We start from the raw sequence: 20573 nt of genomic DNA on the forward strand, positions 1-20573 counted from the left end.
GCGCGCCCCGTCCGGATCCGTCGTGCCCGTGCGGGCGGTCCGGTCCCGCCGGGGATCATCTGACCCGCGCGCTCGCGCCGACCAGCCGCCGTACCAGGCGCTCGCCCTGCCGCACGGCCTCCGCGTGGTCCTCGATGCGGTCGACCCGGGAGTTCTCGAAGACGATGTACGTCACTCCCGAGCGCGCCCCGCCGGTGCGCGGGTCCGCGGGGATGCCGAGCCGGCGCGCGGCGGCGTAGGACGCCTCGCCGATGACGTCCCGGGGGCCGGTGTCGCCGACGACCGCGTACCGCACCCGGCCCCGGTAGACGACCGCGGCGACCGATCCGCCGCGCAGTCCGTGGTCGCGGTGGTCCCAGATGCGGCTGGGGGCGGGCAGGACGATGTAGGGCAGGTGTTCGGCGTCGAGGCGCCGGCCGTCGGACTGGGCGTAGGCGGCGGCCGGGGAGAACTGCGGGTCGGTGCGCCGGTTGCAGCGGCGGGTGGGCCGTCCGTCGCAGTCGATGTCCAGGTCCGCCTTCCAGTACACCGCGCCGGGCAGGCCGCAGACCGGGATCGTGGCACGGACGCCCGCGTCGGAGCGGTAGCGGCCGTGGGAGATCTGCGCGCAGTGGCGCGTACGGGCCAGCAGGCCGGCGGCGGTGCCGCTCTCGCCGTGGGCCGCGGGTTCCGGATGCGGCCGGTGGGACACGGGAACGACGGGCAGTGTCGTCGGAGCCAGCAGGGCGGCGCTCGCCGCGACGAGGGTCAGCGACTGGACACGCACGATGAGGAACCCTCTCCTCGGGGACATTGACAGACATTCATCTCATCAGTGATGAATTCGATCGTGCGGCACACGTTAGGGGACCGGACGGCCCACGGCCCGTAACACCTGCCGGGCGGCCGGAGGCCGGGCCGCGGGGCCACGGATCCCCCGGCCGCCCGCGCCGGCGCGGGAACAGCGACGACAGCGGTCCGCGCCACGGCACGAACTCCCCTGGATCGACCGGGCAGTTCGGCTGGGATGTCCCTCAGCATACGCAATCGCGTACGGAGCAGGACCGGCCCGGCCCTCTTGATGCGGCCCCGTCAACACGGCATATTGGTCCGGACCATTGTTCGCAGCGGTGTCCGGGCCCTCCGCGCCGCAGTTGACGGGGAGGCAGACCTCGTGCGACGCGTTCGGCAGCCCGATTCCCGCCGGTCCCGCCTCCCCGGGCGTGTCGCCGCGGTGTGCGGGGCGCTCGCGCTCCTCGCGGCGTGCGGGCGGGGCGCCGCGGACGACGGGGAGGGCGGCGGCCCCGGGGCACCGGCCGGTGTCACCGCGGCGGCCGGCAGCGCCACCAGCGTGCACGTGATGTGGAACGCGGTGACCTCCAGCACCGGCGTCAAGGCGTACCAGGTGTTCCGCGGCACCGAGAAGGTGAAGGACGTGCCCGCCTCGGAGCACATGGTGGACGTCATCCGGCTCAGCCCGTCGACCACGTATGTGTTCACCGTGCGGGCGCTGGACACCGCGGGACGGCTGGGGCCGCGCAGCCGGGAGGTGCGGGCGACGACGCCCGCGGCCGTCGCGGCGGACCGCTCCGCTCCGTCCCGGCCGCTCGGCCCGCGCGGCCGGGTGGTCGGCAGCCGGGCCGTCCAGCTCTCCTGGTCGGCCGCCCGGGACGACCGGCGGGTGGTCTCCTACGACGTCTACCAGGGCGGCACGAAGATCCACAGCGTGGGCGGCGGCCAGACGGCGACCGTGGTCACCGGGCTGCGGCCGGGCACCCGGTACTCCTTCACCGTGCGGGCCCGGGACGCCGCCGACAACCTCTCCCCCGCCAGCGCGTCCGTCGTCCTCACCACCCCGGGATCCGACGACGGACGGGGCACCGCGCCGACCTCGTTCCACGCCGCGACCCACCGCGCGGACGGCGCGTACTACCTCGACCTCGACTGGGTCGCGCCGCGCACCGACGGCGTGGTGACGGAGTACCAGATCCAGCTCGACGGACAGCCCGCCACCTCCCTGGTGTGGGGCGGTGCTCCGCCGCGCGGAAAGGCCACCTACAGCTTCTACCTGGGCCGGGACGCGGGAGCGCACCACCGGGTGCGGCTGCGGGCGAAGCTCCCGGACGGCACCTGGGGCGGCTTCTCCGCCGAACGGACGGTGACCACCGGGGCGGACGGCGGCTAGTAGGTGGTGCCCGGATCGCGCCGGGCGTCACCCGAGCGGGTGCGCCGCGCGTGCGGGCGGCGCCGGGCGGGCGTTGGCTGCCCCTGAGGAGACGGCACGGGCGATCCCCCGTCTCCGGCGGCCCATGGGACGGCCCGCCGACCGTGCCGCCGGAGGACTCCATGCGCCACACCCAGCCACTCGCGCACATCGCCCCGGCAGCGGCGGCCGCCGCCGTGACGCTCGCCCTCGCCGCCCAGCCGGCCGCCGCGGGACCGGGCATCTCGGTGAGCACCAACGGCTCCACCGTGTCGGTCACCACCAGCGCGTGCACCCTGGTCGAGGGCGGCTGGGGCACGGCGTCGCTGCTCGCCCCCGGACAGACGAGCTTCGCCCAGGGCCGCCGCTCCGCCCTGGCCGGGACGACCGCGCACCAGACGGCGGCCTGGCAGAGCGTACGGCCGGGCACGTACACCGTGATCGTGGTGTGCGCGAACAACATCACGGCCGGCACCCAGTCCGTCGTGGTCTCCGCCGCGTCCCGGCCGACGATCTCGGCCACCTCCGCGCCGGCCGCCTCCGCCGCGCCCTCGCGCGGGGTGATGGGCGGGCTCGGCGGGGCCGTCCGGGACTACGGCACCCTCACGGTCGCGGTGGGCGGGACCCTGGTCGGGGCCGCGCTGATCGCCACCGGCTGGGTGCTGCGCCGCCGCCGCTCCGGCCCGTACCGCCTCTGACCGGCCGCGGTCGGCGGCAACCGCCCTCAGCCGCCGTCGGGCAGTTCGGCGAACTCCGCCAGGGCGTGCCCGAGCCACTGGGTCCAGAAGGTCTCCAGGTCGATCCCGGCGCGCAGCACCAGGTGCCGCAGCCGGTCCTCGGAGCTGTCCCTGCCGGGCGGGAAGTCACGCTCCTCGATCTCCCGGTACTCCGCCAACTGCCGCTCGTGCGCCTCCAGATGGCGTCTGAGATCGTCCTCGATGCCCGCCGTGCCGACCACCGCGGCGGCGCGCAGCCGCAGCAGCAGCGCGTCCCGCTGCGGCCTGGGCTCCTGGGCCGCAGCCGTCCAGCGGGCCAGTTCCGCGCGGCCGGCCGGCAGCACCTCGTAGCTCTTCTTCTGCCCGCGGGCCGGCTGGGCGGACGGCAGGGCGCGGATCAGGCCGTCCGCCTCCAGCTTTCCCAGTTCGCGGTAGATCTGCTGGTGCGTCGCCGACCAGAAGTAGCCGATCGACCGGTCGAAGCGGCGCGTCAGCTCCAGCCCCGACGACGGCTTCTCCAGCAGAGCGGTGAGGATGGCGTGCGGCAGTGACATGCGGTCATCCTAGGGACGCCGCACGGGCGCCCTACAGGGCCGCGGCCAGTTCGGTGCCCTGCTTGACGGCGCGCTTGGCGTCCAGTTCGGCGGCCACGTCGGCGCCGCCGATCAGATGCGCGGCGCGTCCGGCGGCGAGCAGTTCCTCGTACAGGTCGCGGCGCGGCTCCTGGCCGGTGCACAGCACGATCGTGTCGACCTCCAGGACACGGCTCGCGCCGTCGACGGTGAGGTGCAGCCCGGCGTCGTCGATCCGGTCGTAGCGCACGCCCGGCACCATGGTGACGCCCCGGTGGCGCAGTTCGGTGCGGTGGATCCAGCCGGTGGTGCGGCCCAGGCCCGCGCCGACCTTGGTCGTCTTGCGCTGGAGCAGGTGGACGGTGCGCGGCGCCTTCGGGCGGGCGGGCGCGGCGAGGCCGCCGGGTGCGCGGTAGTGCGTGTCGACGCCCCAGGCGCGGAAGTACGCCGCCGGGTCCTCGTGCGTCCGCTCGCCGCCGTCCGTCAGGAACTCGGCGACGTCGAAGCCGATGCCGCCCGCGCCGAGGACCGCCACCCGCTCGCCGACCGGGGCGAGGCCCCGGAGCACGTCGAGGTAGCCGACGACGCCGGGGTGGTCGACGCCGGGGATGTCGGGGATGCGCGGGGTGACCCCGGTGGCCACGGCGATCTCGTCGTACCCGGCGAGGTCGGCCGCGCCCACCCGGGTGTCCAGCCGTACGTCGACGCCGAGCGCGGCGAGCCGGTGGCGGAAGTAGCGCAGGGTCTCGTCGAACTCCTGTTTGCCGGGGACCCTGCGGGCGACGTCGAGCTGGCCGCCGATCCCGCTCGCCGCGTCGAACAGGGTGACCTGGTGGCCGCGTTCGGCCGCCGCCACCGCGCAGGCCAGGCCCGCGGGTCCGGCGCCGACGACGGCGACGCGCTTGCGCAGCCGGGTCGGGGCGAGCACGAGTTCCGTCTCGTGGCAGGCGCGCGGGTTGACCAGGCAGGAGGTGATCTGCCCGCTGAAGGTGTGGTCGAGGCAGGCCTGGTTGCAGCCGATGCAGGTGTTGATGGCCTCGGGTGTCCCGGCGGCGGCCTTGGCGACGAAGTCCGGGTCGGCGAGCATCGGGCGGGCCATGGACACCATGTCGGCCGTGCCGTCGGCGAGCAGCCGTTCGGCGAGTTCGGGGGTGTTGATGCGGTTGGTGGTGACGAGCGGGACGGAGACCGCGCCCATGAGCTTCTTCGTCACCCAGGTGTAGGCGCCGCGCGGCACGGAGGTGGCGATGGTGGGGATGCGGGCCTCGTGCCAGCCGATGCCGGTGTTGATGAGGGTGGCGCCGGCCGCCTCGACGGCCTTCGCCAGGGCGACCACCTCGTCCAGGGACGAGCCGTCGGGCACCAGGTCCAGCATGGACAGCCGGTAGACGACGATGAAGTCCTCGCCGACCGCCTCGCGCACCCGGCGGACGATCTCGACCGGGAAGCGCATGCGGTTCTCGTAGGTGCCGCCCCAGCGGTCGGTGCGGTGGTTGGTGCGGGCGGCGACGAACTCGTTGACGAGATAGCCCTCGGAGCCCATGATCTCCACGCCGTCGTACCCGGCCCGGCGGGCCAGGAGCGCGGTACGGACGTAGTCGCCGACGGTCCGCTCGACGTCGGCGTCGCTCAGCTCGCGGGGCACGTACGGGCTGACGGGTGCCTGGAGGGGACTCGGGGCCACCAGGTCGCGGTGGTAGGCGTAGCGGCCGAAGTGCAGGATCTGGAGGGCGATCCGGCCGCCCTCGCGGTGCACGGCGGCGGTCACCTCGGTGTGCCGGTCGGCCTCCGCCTCGGTGGTGAGCGTGGCGCCGCCCTCGTAGGGGCGCCCCTCGTCGTTGGGCGCGATGCCGCCGGTGACGATGAGCCCGACCCCGCCGCGCGCGCGGGCGGCGTAGAACTCCGCCATCCGCGCGAAGCCGCCCTCGGCCTCCTCCAGGCCGATGTGCATGGACCCCATGAGGACGCGGTTGGGCAGGGTGGTGAAGCCCAGGTCCAGCGGGCTCAGCAGGTGCGGGTAACGGCTCATCGGGCCCTCCGTGCGTGGTGGCGTACCCGCTAGTTGTAGAGGACCCCGAGCGCTTTATGCAACTAGTTGCAAAAGGAACGGGCGTACCGCGCCCGGCGGCGGCACCCTCACCCGGACGGGTGCGGGGCCGCCGCTTTCTCTCTTCTGCCAGCCTTTTTCTGTTCCATCTGCCTTCGCTGTCTCGTCTTCCTTCTGTGTTCTCCGGCTTCCTTCCGTGTTCTCCGGCCTTCCTTCCGTGTTCTCCGGCCGGGCGCCCTCAGCGGCTCTCCAGCCGGACGTGCAGCTCCCGCTCCTGGTCACCGGAGGCCGTGGCCAGGTCCTGGACCGTGAACAGGGAGTCCAGCGTCGTACGGAAGTGGTCGATCGCCCGGTAGCCGCCCTGCGCGTCCGCCGTGACGGACGCCTCAAGGCGCGTGGGAGCGCACTCCGCCTTGGGGGACTCGGCCACCTCGAAGGTGCCGAGCCACACCGTCGGACGTACCTCGTGGAACTCACGGGGCACGTCGTCCGTGCACCGGTCGGACGTGTAACAGGCGCACAGGGCGTCGAACACGGTCCGGGCGTCCTCCTTGCTGCACCCGCTCAGCTCCAGCGAGACGGATTCGGGGTGCTCTCGCTCGGTGTCCATCGTGATCGCTCCTCTCGTGGCCGTGCCGCTTCACGGCACCGGAGTTCCCCGCGAACGGCGCTCCACCCGCACTCCGTGCGGGAAAGCACCGCCCGGGAGCGGTTCTTCCGGCGGATTCGGCGGGACGACCTGCCGGGTGTTGAGAGATGGTGGAGGGTAGCGACGGACCCTCTCGGACGGGAGCGGGAGCGCGGTACAACGGGGTGTGCCGGCACCGGGACGGCGAGCCGCGTGAACGGGCGAAGGCGGTGCGTGGGATGACGGGAGCCGGGGTCCCCCTGGCCGAGGGCGACGAGCCGGTCTCCGGCCCGGTGCAGCCGAGCGGGCTGCTGGACGTGCTGCGCGTGGCCTCGGTCGTGCTGGACGCCGAGGGGCGCATCGTGCTGTGGAGCCCGCAGGCCGAGGAGCTGTTCGGTTACGCCGCGCAGGAGGCGCTCGGCCAGTTCGCCGCCCGGATCATGGTCCACGAGGAGCACCTGGAGGTGGTCGTCAAGCTCTTCGCCGACGTGCTGCGCACCGGCCGGAGCTGGGCGGGCGCCTTTCCCGTCCGGCACAAGGACGGCAGCACCCGTCTGGTGGAGTTCCGCAACATGCGTCTGCTGGACGACCGGGGGGACGTCTACGCGCTGGGACTCGCGGCCGACCAGTCGACCGTACGGCGCCTGGAGCGGGACGTGGCGCTGTCGGCGCGGATCGTCTCGCAGTCCCCGATCGGCCTGGCGGTCCTGGACACCCGGCTGCGCTACGTGTCGGTCAATCCGGCCCTGGAGCGGATCGACGGCGTCAGCGCCGAGGAGCACATCGGGCGGCGGGTCCCCGAGGTGCTGGCGGAGGTGGACGCCGAGGCGGTGGAGTCGGCGGCGCGGCAGGTGCTGGAGACGGGGCGGTCCCTCGTCGACGTCTTCGGGGTCGGCCGGACACCGGCGGACCCGGACACCGACCACGCCTGGTCGGTGTCGATGTACCGGCTGGAGGACGCGGTGGGCACCGTGCTGGGCGTGGCGGTGTCCGTGGTGGACGTCACCGAGCAGCACCGGGCCGGCATCGAGGCGGAGGTGGCCCGGCGGCGCCTCGCCCTGATCGCCGACGCCTCGGCCCGGATCGGCACCACCCTGGACCTGGACCGCACGGCACGGGAGCTGGCCGACGTCGCCGTACCGGAACTGGCGGACGTCGCGGCCGTCGACCTGCTGGAAGCGGTCGTCGCGGGCCGGCACAGCAAGCTGGGGCCCGCCGAGGCCGCGGTGATCCGCGCCCTCGCGGTGCGGGCCGACCACGCCGCGGACGCCCTGGAGGCCGCCGATCCGCCCGGCCAGATCGCGCGCTACGGCCCCGACCGCCTGGTCACCCGGTGCGTGCGCACCGGAGAGCCGGTGCTGGTGGCCGAGGTCAAGGACGAGGACCTCGCGTACATCGCCCGCTCCCCCGAGGCCGCCGTGCTGCTGAGCCGGGCCGGTGTGCACTCCTACCTGGCCGTGCCGCTGATCGCGCGCGGTGAGGTGCTGGGCGCCCTGGACCTCAAACGCACCCGCGATCCGCACCCCTTCAGCGCGGACGACGTACTGCTGGCCCGGGAGCTGGCCGCGCGGGCGGCCGTGCAGATCGACAACGCGCGCTGGTACCAGAACGCCCGCGACACCGCGCTGACCCTCCAGCGCAGCCTGCTGCCCCACCACCCGTCCGTCACCGGCGGCCTGGAGGTCGCCTCCCGCTACCAGCCGGCCGGGGCCACCACCGAGGTCGGCGGCGACTGGTTCGACGTGATCCCCCTGGAGGACGACAAGACGGCCCTGGTCGTCGGTGACGTCATGGGCAGCGGCATCGGCGCGGCGGCGACGATGGGGCGGCTGCGCACCGCCACCAAGGCCCTGGCCTCCCTCGACCTCGACCCGGCGCGCCTGCTGGAGCACCTGGACCGCATCACCGACGGTCTGGACCACTCCATCGCCACCTGTCTGTACGCCGTCCACGACCCCCGGCTGCGCCAGTGCCGGATCGCCAACGCCGGGCACCTGCCGCCCGCCCGCATCCGGCCGGGCCGCGCGCCGGAACTGCTGGAGCTGCCCACCGGGGTACCGCTCGGCGTCGGGGGCGTCACCTTCTCCACCACCACCGTCGGCCTCGAACCCGGCGATCTCCTGGTCCTCTACACCGACGGCCTGGTCGAGACCCGCCGCCACCCCCTGGACGAGCGCCTGGACCTGCTCCTGTCCCTCCTGGACGACACCCCGCGCCCCCTGGAGGAACTGTGCGACCTCCTCCTGCGCGAACTCCGCCAGCCGGACAACCACGACGACGTGGCCCTGCTCGTCGCCCGCGCCCAGACGCCGGGGCAGGCTTGACCTGGACCACGGCTCCGGGTCCGGCTTCCGCGCACTGCCGGGCGCCGGGTTCAGCGCTGCCGCGTGCCCACCACCACATGGGCGTACAGCTCCTCCGACGTGGCCAGGCGCGGGGTGAGACCGGCGGCGGTGAACGCGGTCAGGGCGGCCGGGGCCTGGCGTTCGCTCGTCTCGACCAGGAGGCAGCCGCCCGGGGCGAGCCAGTCCGGGGCCCCGGCGGCGACGCGGCGCAGGACGTCGAGGCCGTCGGCGCCGCCGTCGAGAGCGGCCGGGGGTTCGTGGTCGCGGGCCTCGGACGGGAGCAGGGGCACCTCGCCGGTGGGGACGTAGGGCACATTGGCGGCGAGGACGTCCACGCGTCCGCGCAGGTCCGCGGGGAGCGCCGCGTACAGGTCGCCGTGGTGCACCCGGCCGCCCGCCGGGGCGATGTTGCGGCGGGCGCAGCGCACCGCCGCGGGGTCGATGTCGGCGGCGTGCAGTTCGACGGGGCCGAGCAGACCGGCCAGCGCGGTGCCCACCGCGCCCGAGCCGCAGCACAGATCCACCACGACGGACGCGTCCGGCACCTGGGCCACGGCCTCGTCGACCAGGAACTCGGTACGGCGGCGGGGTACGAAGACCCCCGGTTCCACGGCGACGCGCAGACCGTGGAAGAGCGCCCAGCCCAGGACGTGTTCGAGCGGCAGTCCGGCGGCGCGCCGTTCGACGAGCGCGGTGACCTCGCGCGGGGTGCGGGCGGTGGCGAGGATCAACTCCGCCTCGTCCTCGGCGAACACACAGCCGGCCGCGCGCAACGCGGCGGCCACCGCGGCGCGTCGATGCGGCGGCGCGGGCAACGGGTCGGACGGGAGGGGAAGTTCAGGCATGGAGAGCCGAGACCTTTCGGGAGCCGAAGGGTGCTCCCGCGGTCACCTACCGACGGTGATCCGCGCCCCGGTGGGAGGAGAGCACCCGACCTGACAGAGCGGTAATGGGTCTCACCTCCTCGGTCTCCCACGGCCGGGAACGTCCACGGCCGCAGTCACCCTACCCCACGCCTCAGACGGCGACCGTCTCCTCGGCCTCCTCCTCGGCCTCCTCCTCGACGGCGTCCGCGGCGGCCTCCCGGCCGGCGGGCGCGGCGGGCAGGGCGGCTGCTGCGGCGCCGTGGGGGCCGCCGGCCGCGTGGGCGCCCCGGGAGCCGGGCGCGGTCAGCCGCTCGTACGCCGCGGCGAGCGCGGTGACCGCCAGGCCGAGCAGCACCCAGCCCGCCAGCGTCCACAGGTGGCGGCCGAGGCCGTCGCCGCCGAAGTAGAGCAGGCTGCGGGCGCCCTCCACGAAACCGGCGCCGTTCCAGAAGGCGTGCAGGGTGCCGAAGAAGCCGTTCTGCAGCTCGGGCCGGAACAGGCCGCCGGAGCTGGTGAAGTTGAGCATCACGAACAGCACCATCATGGTGAGCGTGGTCCAGCGCTTGAGGAACGTGTGCAGGCCGACGCCGATGAAGAGGATGCCCGCCGAGTAGAGCCAGGCCATGCCCCAGACTCCGGCGAGGCCGTGCGGCGCGAGGTGGAAGACGGGGCCCGCCAGCAGGGCGCCGAGACCGGCGACCACCGCGGACACCGCGACCGTGAGCAGGGCGCGGACCCGCATCGGGAGCGCGGCGCCCGCGGCACCGAGGGCGGCGACGGAGGCGTACGAGCCGATGCTCAGCGCGACCAGCAGGAAGAACAGGCCCTGGCCCGTGGGGTCGTGCGGGGAGGGCCGCACCACGTCGGTCACCTTCAGCGGCAGTCCCTGCCGCGCCGCGACGGGGGTGAAGACCTTCTCGACGGCGGTGGCGCTCATGTCGGACCCGGCGCTCGCCACGATCAGCTCCGGGGCCCCGGCGCCGCCGGTGCCGGTGCCGGTGCCGGAGCCGGTGTGAGCACCGGTGCCGGTGCCGGTGCCGGGCACATAGGCGCCGTCGACGTCGCGTGACGTGAGCAGGGCGACGGCCTCCTCTCGGCTGCCGACCGTGCGGACGTCGAGCCGGTCGCCCGCCGCGTCCTTGACCGTCTGGGCGAACACCTTGGCCTGCGGGCCGGTGCCGACGACCGCGACGGGCAGATGGTGGGGCTCCGGGGTCACGAAGGCGCCCATGTAGGCGAGCCCCATGCCCAGGCACATCAGCAGCGGGGTGACCAGGTGGATGAGCACATGGCGCAGCGCGGGCGACCTCATCGCTCCCGTCCTCCAATGGTTGGCAATTACAACTCTCATTTCAGTTGTACTATACAACCAGAGTCGGACGGGGAGGAATTCCGTGACAGCAGCGCAGGAGCCGGAGGGCGCGGGGGCCGCCCGCCGCGACACGGCCGGGGAAGCGGTCCGGGAAACGGCCGGGGAAGCGGCCGGGGAAAGCGCGGTGGAGACCATCCAGCGCGAGATGACCGTGTTCGCCCGGCGGGCCAGGGCGTCGGCGGGCCGTATGCACCCGGAGCTGTCCCTGGTGTCGTACACGCTGCTCGGGCATCTGGAGGAGCGCGGCGGCTGCCGTGCCACCGATCTGGCCGCGCACTACGCCCTGGACAAGTCCACGGTCAGCCGCCAGGTCGCCGCGCTGGAACGCACCGGGCTGATCGAACGGCTCCTGGACCCCGAGGACCACCGGGTCCAGGTGCTTCAGCTCACGGACGCCGGACGGCAGCTCCTCCTCCAGGTGACCGACAGCCGCCGGGCGGCGTTCCGGGAGCGGCTGGCCGACTGGCCCGAGGAGGACCTGCGACGGTTCGCGGACTACCTCACCCGCTACAACGGCTGGACCCCGCCCGCCGTCGGCTGAACCGGCGGCGGACGGGGGCGGGAACGGCTTGCGACTGGCGGGCGGGGCCGGGAACGGCTGCGGCCCGGACGGCAGGACGTGACCGCGACCGGACCCAGCCCGGCGGCCGGGCCTAGCCCACCGGCACGGCCGCCCTGCCCTCGCCCAGCCGCTCCGGGGTGCGGGCCGCGAGGAAGGCGGTGCGCCGCCGCAGCCGGAAGCCCAGGGACTCGTACAACCGGATGGCGCCGGTGTTCTGCGCGCCCGTGTGCAGGAAGGGGATGTCGCCGCGTTCGCGGATGCCGTGGGCGACGGCCAGGACCAGCCGGCTCGCCAGGCCCTGGCCCCGGTGGGCGGGGTCCGTGCACACCGCGCTGATCTCCGTGTACCCGGGCGGGCGCAGCCGCTCCCCCGCCATCGCGACGAGCGCCCCGTCCCGGCGTATTCCCAGGTACGTGCCGAGTTCGATGGTCCGCGGCAGGAACGGGCCCGGCTCGGTGCGGGCGATCAGGGCGAGCATCTCCGGTACGTCGGCGGGGCCGAGGCGGACCGCCTCCGGGTCGGGGGCGGCGGCCAGGCCGTCGTCCACCAGCTGCACGCCCTCGACCTGGAAGGTGATCTCCCAGTCGGCCGGGACCTCGCCCCGGAACCCGGGCAGCGGGACCTCGGAACCCGGCCCGGCCAGCGCGGCGAGGTCGGCCCAGTCGGCGTCGTCGGGCTCGTCGGGCAGCGCCAGCCAGGGCGAGACGTCCACGGGATAGCGCAGCACCCGGCCGCGCCGCTCGGCCAGATGCGCGTGCGGTCCGGTCAGGGCGGCCAGGGCCGGGTTGTCCAGGACGTGTCCGCCGGTCCCGGCGGGTGCCGCGCCGCCGTGCGCGCTCACGCGGCGACCTCGATCACGACCTTGCCGCGGGCGTGCCCGTCCTCCACGGCGCGCAGCGCCTCCTCGGCCCGCTCCAGCGGGAAGGTCAGGGTGACGTGCGGGTCCAGGGTGCCGCGGACCACCAGGCCCGCCAGCTCGTCCAGGACGGCGGCGGTCCGGGCGCGCCGCACCCACTCCCCGCCCAGCGCCTCGACCTCCTGCGGCGGCGCTCCGGCGGTGATCAGCCTGCGGCGGTCGGCCAGGAGGCCCGCCGCGTCCTTCAGCACCTCGCCGCCGATCAGGTCGTAGACGGCGTCGGCACCGTCCGGCACGGCCGTCCGGGCGCGCCCGGCCCAGCCGGGCCCGGAGGCCACGTGCACCGCGCCGAGCGACTCGACGAAGTCCTTCTTGCCCTCGCTCGCCACGCCCACGGCGCGCAGCCCGAAGGCGCGGGCGATCTGGAGGGCCGCCGAGCCGACTCCGCCGCCGGCGCCCGTGACCAGCACGGTCGCCCCGGCCGGCAGGGCGAGCTGGCGCAGGCCGTCGTAGGCCGTGGCCGCCGCGACGGGCAGCGTGGCCGCGTCGGTGAAGGAGAGTCCGGCGGGCTTGTGCGCGGTCACCGCGGCGGACAGCAGGGTGTACTGCGCGTAGCCGCCCGCCGCCGCGTTGCCGAAGACCTCGTCGCCGGGGACGAAGCCGGTGACGCCCTCGCCGACCTCCTCGACCACGCCGGACGCCTCGCTGCCGAAGACGATCGGGAAGACCGGCTCGCCGGTGTCGCCGGGACGGCGGAATCCGTCGCGCAGCTTCCAGTCGACCGGGTTCACCCCGGCCGCGCGCACCGCGACCAGGATCTGACCGGGACCGGGCCGGGGCCGGTCGATGTCCACCAGCGCCTCGGTCTCCGGGCCGCCGTACCGGGTGAAGACGTACGCCTTCGCCATCGCTCCCACTCTCCTTCGCCGTCTGCGCATCACCGGCCGCGGAGGCGACCGCGGCCGGCACGCCACCTGCAAGGAGGATCACCGGACGGCTATTCCCGGCGGTGCGGGTCCGGGCGCGGAGTTCACGCGGCCGTCACGATGGGCGGCGTGTTCCCGGTGGCCGGCGGGCCCTGCGGGCACCGGTGGAGGCCGGACCCTCCCGATCCGGTCGACGCGCCCGCCACGGATCCGAACCGAGCACCCCCGTACGCGAGTTCAGCCCACCCCCGGCGCACCGATGGCGTGATCCTGCCCGTAGGTGCTTCCGGCACGCCCCGTACGCTGTGATCATCGTTTGTACGTCTCTTCCCCCCGGCGGCGCCGATGTCATGGTTCGACCCCCCGCTCGACGAACTCCGCGCGCTCGGCCTCGGCGTCCGCTTCGGACCGGTCGGCACGGGGCTGGACACGGTGGGGGCGTACGACGCCGCCTTCGTGACGGACACGTGCGGCCCGCACTGGAAGGCCGCCCCGCCGAACCGGCCGCGGACAGGCGCATGAGCGGGCCCGACATGCCCGAGCGGGCCCTCCCCAGGACCCGTCGGGGCAGCGATAAAAGGTCGGCGTGGGCGGATTTCGGTCGAACTGCGCGAACCATCTTCCGACTGGTTTAGACCAATGGTAGATGTGGTGGCGCAATGAGCCCACACGGCTACCGTACGTCATCAACAGGAGGCGCGGCATGGCCCGCACCACCCCCCACCACCGGCCCACGAGCGAAGGAGCGAGCGAGGGACGGCCCCTCTACTGGAGAATCGCCACCCAACTGCTCGGCGAACTGCGCGCCGGCACCATTTCGCCCGGTGAACGGCTGCCGAGCGAACGCCACTTGGCCGCGCACTTCCGGGTCAGCCGGGAGACCGTGCGCCAGGCGCTGGAGGTGCTGCGGCGCGACGGGCTCGTCAGCACCGACCGGCGCGGCACCCATGCCACCCTGACCGGACTACCCGTCGAGTCGTCCACGTACCTGGACTTCCCGGTGGGGGCCCGCTCCGCCGCCCCCGACGCCTGCGACCGGGCCACCGTGGCCTGGGAGGCTCCGCCGCCGGAGCACGCGGCGGAACTGGGGATCGCGCCGCTGCGCCCGACCCTCGTGCACCGCTACCGCTCGGCGACGGCCGACGGCTCCGGACTGCGTACGGCGGTGACATCGTTTTCCGCCGTGGCGCTCGCCGAGGTGGACGAACTGGCCCGCTACCGCGACCGTGCCGACGGCTCGTGCGCCGCCCAACTCCGCCGTACCTACGACTGGATGCGCCGGGCGGGTCTGACGCTGCACCACCGGGACACGATCACCCGGCTCGCGGACGGCCCCTCGGTGCGCGTGACCCGCCGCGTCCACGACCAGTACGCCCGCATCCTGGAGATCACCGACCTCGTGGTGGACGCCCGACAGGACGCGCTCGTCTACGAGTTCACGCTGCCGGCGGCGGGCTGAGCCACCCCGGCTGCACGCCCCGCGCCGTCAGCCGTGACGCGTCCGCCCAGAGGAAACCTTCCGCCTCGGGGCAGCCGCCCGTCCCGGGGCGGTCATCCGTCTCAGGGCAGCCGACGGGCCGCGATCAACCGCGCCCGTGGGCTGCCGTCGGCGCGCCGGCCGAATCCGGGCAGCGCGTGCAGTTCCGGACGGAACCCGGCCCGCTCCAACTCGCCCAGCACGTCGCCGAAGCGGAACGCGCGGTAGTACATCACGAACGGCGGCCGCCACACGGCGTTGCGCACCCGCATCACCGCGTCGAACCCGAGCAGCGTCCAGAACGCCCGCGAACGCGGCGGGGGCGGCGCGAACACCGGCAGCGCGAAGACCCCGCCGGGCCGCAGCACGGCGCCCACCCGCCCGAAGAGCAGGGACAGTTCGGCCGGGACGAAGTGACCGAGCGCGCCGAGGCTGACGACGAGGTCGAAGGCCGCGGTGAACGGCAGGGCACGCGCGTCACCGCGCACCCAGGAGACCCGGGGACCGGCGTCCCCCGCGCCGGAGCCCCCCGCGCCGGTGGCTCCTGCTTCGGCGGCACCTGCTTCGGTGGCCCGCCCGGCGCGCCGCCGGGCGACGGCGAGCATGCCCGCGCTGAAGTCGACCCCGGTCACAGAGGTGCGGCACACCCGCCGCAGGACATCGAGTCCGGCACCGGTGCCGCAGCACAGGTCGAGTCCGTCGGTGTACGGCCCGGTCCGCTCCAGCACGGACCCCACGGCGTCCAGCACCGCGTCCGGGGTGCGGAAGGGAGTGTGGTCGAACTTGGGCGCGAGCAGGACGTACCCGCGCTCGACGGAGGACAGCGCCTGTACGACGAGTTCACGGACCGTGGGACCTTCCGGGCTGAACATCCACGTCAGCGTAGGGCCTGTCGTCAAATTGCCGTCGTCCGCCCGGAGGGCGGGCCTCGCGGCGTCAGGTGCGTGCTCTCGGTGTGCCGGATCCTGACCCGCGTACTGGACGTACTCGGGTCTGGGCCCGGTGCGGCGAGAGTGCGTGCATGGCGTCGCGAGGCAGGCGGGAATTTGACGACAGGCCCTAGTGCCCCGGGCGCGGTCCCGGACCGCCGCCGGGCGGGGCCGGTACCCGTCACCCGCCCCTCGGCACTCGTACGGCGCGGGGGTGGCCAGACGGAAGCGGGCGTGTTACCTTGCCAGAAGCACCTGAGTCTCGCCCCCGTTCCGTGGGCGCCGGTGCGATTTCTCCACCTTTCTCATCTCAGCTGATGCTCCGAGGCGTACGCCGTTCGGTCGTCGCATCCGGCTCCTCAGCTTCCCGCCGCCATCTCGTGGGCCACCGGGCAGCGCGCAGCGCGCGCCGGCCGGTCCCCGGACCGGGGTGGTGGTTCCGCCCGCGGTGTCCGGGCCGTGCCCGGCACCTTTCCGCGTGGCTCTTCTCCTTCCCGCACCACCCGTCCCTTCCCGCACCTTCCGTGCCCTCCGTCCCCGTCCGTGAAAGGACCACCGCCCATGACCGTCACCCTCGACCATCCCCCGGTGGGCGAGCGGCCCGCAGCGGCCGCCCGGCTCGTCACCGGTGTCCTGGACATCGAGTCCGGCGGAAAGGGCCGTCTGCGCGGCCCCGACCTCCTGCCCCTGCCCGCCGATCCCCAGCTCCCCGCCGCCCTGATCCGCCGCCACGGCCTGCGCAAGGGCGATCTGGTCGACGCCGTACAGGGGGCGCAGCACACCGTCACCGGCATCGCCCGGGTGAACGGCCGCGCCCCCGGCGAGCTGCGCGACCGCCGCGGATTCCACGACCTGACGCCCCTGCACCCGCGCGAGCGGCTCCGCTTCGAACACCCGGCCGCCGGTCTCACCGGCCGGGTGGCGGACCTGATCACGCCTGTGGGCAAGGGGCAGCGCGGACTGATCGTGGCCCCGCCCAGGACCGGCAAGACCGTGCTGCTCCAGCAGGTCGCCGCCGCCGTCGCCGGCAACCACCCCGAGTGCCGGCTGATGGTCCTCCTGCTGGACGAACGGCCCGAGGAGGTCACCGACATGGTGCGCTCGGTGCACGGCGAGGTCTACGCCTCCACGTTCGACCGGACGCCCAAGCAGCACATCGCGCTCGCCGAACTCGTCGTGGAACGGGCCAAGCGCCTGGTGGAGGCCGGTGAGGACGTCGTCCTCCTGCTCGACTCCCTGACCCGGCTGTGCCGGGCCCACAACAACGCCGCCGCCTCGGGCGGCCGCACCCTCAGCGGCGGCGTGGACGCGAGCGCGCTGCACGGGCCCAAGCGGCTGTTCGGGGCCGCGCGGCTGGCGGAGGAGGGCGGTTCGCTCACCATCCTGGCCACCGCACTGGTGGAGACGGGCTCTCGCGCCGACGAGTTCTTCTTCGAGGAGCTGAAGAGCACCGGCAACATGGAGCTGCGGCTGAACCGCGAACTCGCCACCCGCCGCATCCATCCGGCCGTCGACATCCAGGCATCCGGCACCCGCCGCGAGGAACTCCTCCTGAACCCGGGCGAGCTGACGGCCACCCGGGGGCTGCGCAGGGTCCTGCTGGGCCGCGAGGGGCAGTCGGGTCTGGAGACCCTGCTGGAGCGGCTGCGCCGGACACCGGACAACGCCGCGTTCCTGCGCCAGGTCCAGCCGACGCTGCCGAACGACTGACCGGCCCCTTCCACCGTACGGCCCCCTTCCGCCGTACGGCCCCCGACCCGAACGGCCGTGGCAGCTAGGGCATCCGAGTGCTCGTCGCCTCGTTCGGCCCCCGGCAAGGTCACGCCTGTGCCGAACCGTCCCTACGTTTGCGATATGACGATCGGATTCTCTCTTCGGGCTGCCGTATCGACCTGCGCTGTCTGTGCGGCGGGCATGCTCATAGTGACCTCGCCGGTCGCGGCGGAGGGCCGGGCCGGCACGGATCCCGGGGCGCAGGGGCGGCCGAGCGCGACGGTGCCGCAGCCCGCTCTGCTCCGGCGCGAGGGCACGCAGGTCCGCCTCCGCTCCGGCGCGCCGGAGACGCCCGACGTCTCCGCGCTGTCCTGGGTGGTGGCCGACGCGGGCACCGGCGAAGTCCTCGCCGCGCACAACGCCCACGAGCAACTCCCGCCCGCCAGCACGCTGAAGACGCTGTTCGCGCTGACCGTGCTGCCCTCCTTCCCCAGCGGCATCCAGCACACCGTCAGCGCCAGGGAGCTGGCCGGGATCGGCGAGGGCAGCAGCCTGGTCGGGGTGGTCGAGGGACACACCTACCGGGTGTCCGACCTGTGGCACGGTGTCTTCCTCAACTCCGGCAACGACGCCGTGCACGTGCTCGCCGCGCTCAACGGCGGCTGGACCCAGACCGCCCGGCAGATGCAGGCCAAGGCCCGCACGCTGGGCGCCATGGACACCTACGTCGTCTCCCCCGACGGCTACGACGCCGACGGCCAGGTCTCCTCCGCGTACGACCTGGCGGTGTTCGGACGCGCCGGGCTGCGCAACCCGGACTTCGCCCGCTACTGCTCGACGGTGGAGACCGCCTTCCCCGGCAACGGCGGCAGCACCTTCGAGATCGCGAACACCAACCGGCTGCTCACCGGCGCCGACGGCGTGGAACCGTACCCCGGCCTCATCGGCATCAAGAACGGCTACACCAGCAACGCGGGCAACACCCTGGTCGCCGCGGCCCACCACGGCCGGCGCACCCTGATCGTGACGGTGATGAACCCTCAGGAGGGCGAGGGCTTCGAGGTGTACGAGGAGGCGCGCGCCCTGCTCGACTGGGGCTTCGACGCCGCCGGACACGTCGATCCGGTCGGTTCGCTCGACGGGCTGCGCCCGGTGGCGCACGAGGCGCGGAGCGTACTCCCCCACCCGGCCGCCGCTCCGCCGCCGGCGGCCCCCGCCGCCGCCGAGGAGGACTGGGCACGCGACGGCGCCATCGCGGGAGTCGCGGGCCTGGGCGCGGGAGCGGTGCTGCTGGGCCTGCGCCGCAGGGCCCGGCGGCTCGTACGCGGCTGACGAGGACCGGTGGAACCGGCCGGACGACCGGTCCGGCGGCCGCCCGGCGCGCACCCCGGCGGGCGCGGCCGGGTGAGCGGACGGCGCGGACGGACCGCCCGCGCCCGCCGCGCCCCGGCTCCCTCGTGCGCCCCCTGCGTACCGTGCCCGCGCACCGTCCCCGCAGACCTCCGGCCGGTCAGGCCGGTCAGGCCGGTCCCGGTCAGGCCGGTCCCGGTCAGGCGCAGGCCGTGAGCGGGTCGGGAGCCGGGTCCGGGTCCAGCGCCCGTACGGGGCGCACCCGGCCCACCGGCACGCCGCCGCCGAGCAGCGTCTCGCCCGCGAACTCGGTGAGCAGGGCCGGGTCGACACCGGCCCGGACGAGGGCGGTGGCGGCGACCGGTATCCGGGCCCGGTTCGCGCCGTCGGCGATCTTCACGGCGACGGCCCGGCCGTCGGGCAGCGCGGCGACCTGGACGCCCTCGAAGCCGTCCTTGGCGAGCAGGCCGGGCACGGCCCGCATCAGCGCGGCCACGTCCCGGCCCGAGCCCGACGCCATCTCGGCGTGCTCGCGCATCGCGTCGGCCACACGTGCCTCGGGCGTGTCCGCGACCGCGGTGGTGATCCGGGCGGCGGCACGGGCCAGGCCCTCCAGCGAGACCGCGAACAGCGGGGCGCCGCAGCCGTCGACGGTGACCCGCGCGACGCGCTGCCCGGTCAGGTCCTCCACGATCTCGGCGATGGCCTGCTGGAGGGGGTGGGCCGGGTCCAGGTAGTCGTCGAGCGACCAGCCGTTGAGGCGGCAGGTGTAGAGCATGGCCGCGTGCTTGCCCGAGCAGTTCTGGGCGAGCCGGGAGGGCAGCCGGCCCTCGCGCACCCAGGCGTCCCGGACGACCGGGTCGAAGGGCAGGTCGGGGACGTTGCGCAGATCGTCCTCGGTGAGTCCGGCCAGTTCCAGGATCCGCCGGGTCCCGGCGAGGTGGCGCTCCTCGCCGGAGTGGCTGGCGGCGGCCAGCGAGAGCAGTTCGCCCTCCAGCGGGAGCCCGGCGCGCACCATGGCGACGGCCTGGACGGGCTTGATCGCCGAACGCGGGTAGAAGGCCGCCCCGGGGTCGCCGAGCTCGAAGGAGACCCGGCCGCCGGCGTCGAGAACGACGACGGAGCCGTGGTGGACGCCCTCGATCACTCCGCCGCGCACGAGGTGGGCGACGGGGACGTGGCGGGGTTCGCGGACGAGGGGGGCCTCGGCGGGGAAGCTGCTGTACATCACTGCCTGGATCACTGGTGGGTGGAGGGCACGGCCTGCGTGGGGTTCACGCGTCGGCCCCGGTGGGCGTGGGTGCGGAGCGCACGATGTCGGTGAGGGTCGTCTCGACGCGGTCGAGGTGGTGGGACATGGCCCGCACCGCGGCCTCCTCGCTGCCCTCGGCCAGGGCCTCGACCAGGGCGCGGTGCTCGCGGTCGGAGTGCTCGCGGCGCCCGCCCAGTTCGTTGAGGAAGGCCGACTGGCGGGCCAGGGCGTCCCGGATCTCCTCGATGACGCGCCGGAAAACCGGATTGCGGGCCGCCTGCGCGACGGACAGGTGGAACAGGGTGTCCAGCGCGACCCACGCGGTCGTGTCGGTCTCCCGCTCCATGCGCTCCAGCAGGCCGGTCAGGCGCTCGACGTCCTCGGGGGTGCGCCGCCGGGCGGCGTAGCCGGCGACCGGGATCTCGATGTGCCGGCGCACCTCCATGAGGTCGCTGGCCGCGTAGTCGCCGAAGGTGGGGTCCTCCACCGAGCGGGCGACGACGAAGGTGCCCCTGCCGGTCCGTGACACGGTCAGACCCATCGTCTGCAGGGCGCGCAGGGCCTCGCGCAGCACGGGCCGGGAGACGCCGAGCGTGCGGCACAGCTCCGCCTCGGAGGGGAGCTTGTCGCCGACGGCGTAGGCGCCGCGCTCGATGGCGCCGCGCAGGTGGGTGAGCACCGCCTCCATGGCGCTGACGCGCCGGGGCACCGACCCACCTGTCTGGCTGTCTGACAGGTTCACCCTGCGATGGTCCGGCGCGCGGCACGGAGCTGTCAAGC

At 74.5% G+C, this 20573-nt stretch carries 19 protein-coding genes; 8 read left to right on the forward strand and 11 right to left on the reverse strand.

Annotated elements, in window-relative coordinates; genetic code table 11:
• Window positions 1–55: 55 nt before the first annotated feature.
• Entirely contained in the window at window positions 56–766 is a 711-nt protein-coding gene (locus A8713_RS02925) for a glycoside hydrolase family 75 protein (RefSeq protein ID WP_064531268.1), read from the reverse strand.
• Window positions 767–1153: 387 nt separating this feature from the next.
• Between A8713_RS02925 and A8713_RS02930 the strand changes: the two genes are divergently transcribed.
• Both A8713_RS02930 and A8713_RS02935 read left to right on the forward strand, forming a co-directional pair.
• Window positions 1154–2164: a fibronectin type III domain-containing protein gene (locus A8713_RS02930; protein ID WP_064531269.1), complete on the forward strand. Its 1011-nt coding sequence runs from the start codon at window positions 1154–1156 to the stop codon at window positions 2162–2164.
• A 161-nt stretch (window positions 2165–2325) separates the two neighbouring features.
• Window positions 2326–2880: a hypothetical protein gene (locus tag A8713_RS02935; protein WP_064531270.1), complete on the forward strand. Its 555-nt coding sequence runs from the start codon at window positions 2326–2328 to the stop codon at window positions 2878–2880.
• A gap of 26 nt (window positions 2881–2906) precedes the next feature.
• On the opposite strand, the gene A8713_RS02940 is transcribed toward A8713_RS02935, so the two are convergent.
• The 3 genes from A8713_RS02940 to A8713_RS02950 form a co-directional block, all read right to left on the reverse strand.
• Window positions 2907–3452: a PadR family transcriptional regulator gene (locus tag A8713_RS02940; protein WP_064531271.1), complete on the reverse strand. Its 546-nt coding sequence runs from the start codon at window positions 3450–3452 to the stop codon at window positions 2907–2909.
• Between the two features lie 31 nt (window positions 3453–3483).
• A complete protein-coding gene (locus A8713_RS02945; RefSeq protein WP_064531272.1) occupies window positions 3484–5499 on the reverse strand; it encodes an NADPH-dependent 2,4-dienoyl-CoA reductase in 2016 nt (671 codons plus the stop codon).
• A gap of 256 nt (window positions 5500–5755) precedes the next feature.
• A complete protein-coding gene (locus A8713_RS02950) occupies window positions 5756–6127 on the reverse strand; it encodes a hypothetical protein (protein WP_064531273.1) in 372 nt (123 codons plus the stop codon).
• A gap of 257 nt (window positions 6128–6384) precedes the next feature.
• On the opposite strand from A8713_RS02950, the gene A8713_RS02955 reads away from it, so the two are divergent.
• Window positions 6385–8469, forward strand: a complete 2085-nt coding sequence (locus A8713_RS02955) for a SpoIIE family protein phosphatase (protein ID WP_173860798.1) — start codon at window positions 6385–6387, stop codon at window positions 8467–8469.
• 50 nt (window positions 8470–8519) lie between these two features.
• On the opposite strand, the gene A8713_RS02960 is transcribed toward A8713_RS02955, so the two are convergent.
• Together A8713_RS02960 and A8713_RS02965 are read right to left on the reverse strand one after the other, a co-directional pair.
• Window positions 8520–9335, reverse strand: coding sequence for a putative protein N(5)-glutamine methyltransferase (locus A8713_RS02960; RefSeq protein WP_079158812.1), 816 nt, complete (start codon window positions 9333–9335; stop codon window positions 8520–8522).
• A 172-nt stretch (window positions 9336–9507) separates the two neighbouring features.
• Window positions 9508–10668 carry a hypothetical protein gene (locus A8713_RS02965; protein WP_064531275.1) on the reverse strand — a complete coding sequence of 387 codons (1161 nt, stop codon included), beginning with the start codon at window positions 10666–10668 and terminating at the stop codon, window positions 9508–9510.
• A 205-nt stretch (window positions 10669–10873) separates the two neighbouring features.
• On the opposite strand from A8713_RS02965, the gene A8713_RS02970 reads away from it, so the two are divergent.
• The gene (locus tag A8713_RS02970) at window positions 10874–11269 is read left to right on the forward strand and encodes a MarR family winged helix-turn-helix transcriptional regulator (protein ID WP_064537204.1); all 396 of its coding nucleotides are present in this window, start codon (window positions 10874–10876) and stop codon (window positions 11267–11269) included.
• A gap of 112 nt (window positions 11270–11381) precedes the next feature.
• On the opposite strand, the gene A8713_RS02975 is transcribed toward A8713_RS02970, so the two are convergent.
• Window positions 11382–12131, reverse strand: coding sequence for a GNAT family N-acetyltransferase (locus A8713_RS02975; protein WP_064531276.1), 750 nt, complete (start codon window positions 12129–12131; stop codon window positions 11382–11384).
• Window positions 12128–13054 carry an NADP-dependent oxidoreductase gene (locus A8713_RS02980; RefSeq protein ID WP_064531277.1) on the reverse strand — a complete coding sequence of 309 codons (927 nt, stop codon included), beginning with the start codon at window positions 13052–13054 and terminating at the stop codon, window positions 12128–12130. Before A8713_RS02980 ends, A8713_RS02975 begins: the two co-directional genes overlap by 4 nt.
• A gap of 363 nt (window positions 13055–13417) precedes the next feature.
• Here A8713_RS02980 and A8713_RS33460 point away from each other — a divergent pair, with 363 nt between their 5' ends.
• A complete protein-coding gene (locus A8713_RS33460; protein WP_159393066.1) occupies window positions 13418–13594 on the forward strand; it encodes a hypothetical protein in 177 nt (58 codons plus the stop codon).
• A gap of 181 nt (window positions 13595–13775) precedes the next feature.
• Entirely contained in the window at window positions 13776–14531 is a 756-nt protein-coding gene (locus tag A8713_RS02985) for a GntR family transcriptional regulator (RefSeq protein WP_064531278.1), read from the forward strand.
• A gap of 101 nt (window positions 14532–14632) precedes the next feature.
• Here the strand turns inward: A8713_RS02985 and A8713_RS02990 are convergent, their stop codons facing one another.
• A complete protein-coding gene (locus A8713_RS02990; RefSeq protein WP_064531279.1) occupies window positions 14633–15421 on the reverse strand; it encodes a class I SAM-dependent methyltransferase in 789 nt (262 codons plus the stop codon).
• 618 nt (window positions 15422–16039) lie between these two features.
• Between A8713_RS02990 and rho the strand changes: the two genes are divergently transcribed.
• Together rho and A8713_RS03000 are read left to right on the forward strand one after the other, a co-directional pair.
• Window positions 16040–17188, forward strand: coding sequence for a transcription termination factor Rho (gene rho, locus A8713_RS02995; protein ID WP_064531280.1), 1149 nt, complete (start codon window positions 16040–16042; stop codon window positions 17186–17188).
• Between the two features lie 144 nt (window positions 17189–17332).
• Window positions 17333–18523: a D-alanyl-D-alanine carboxypeptidase family protein gene (locus A8713_RS03000; protein ID WP_064531281.1), complete on the forward strand. Its 1191-nt coding sequence runs from the start codon at window positions 17333–17335 to the stop codon at window positions 18521–18523.
• 217 nt (window positions 18524–18740) lie between these two features.
• Here A8713_RS03000 and A8713_RS03005 read toward each other — a convergent pair whose 3' ends face one another.
• On the reverse strand, window positions 18741–19769 hold the full coding sequence (locus A8713_RS03005; protein ID WP_064531282.1) for an asparaginase: 1029 nt from the start codon (window positions 19767–19769) through the stop codon (window positions 18741–18743).
• Between the two features lie 46 nt (window positions 19770–19815).
• On the reverse strand, window positions 19816–20535 hold the full coding sequence (locus tag A8713_RS03010; RefSeq protein WP_079158814.1) for a FadR/GntR family transcriptional regulator: 720 nt from the start codon (window positions 20533–20535) through the stop codon (window positions 19816–19818).
• Window positions 20536–20573 lie beyond the last annotated feature (38 nt).

This window comes from Streptomyces sp. SAT1 (genome assembly GCF_001654495.1).
Classification (GTDB): Bacteria; Actinomycetota; Actinomycetes; order Streptomycetales; family Streptomycetaceae; genus Streptomyces; species Streptomyces andamanensis.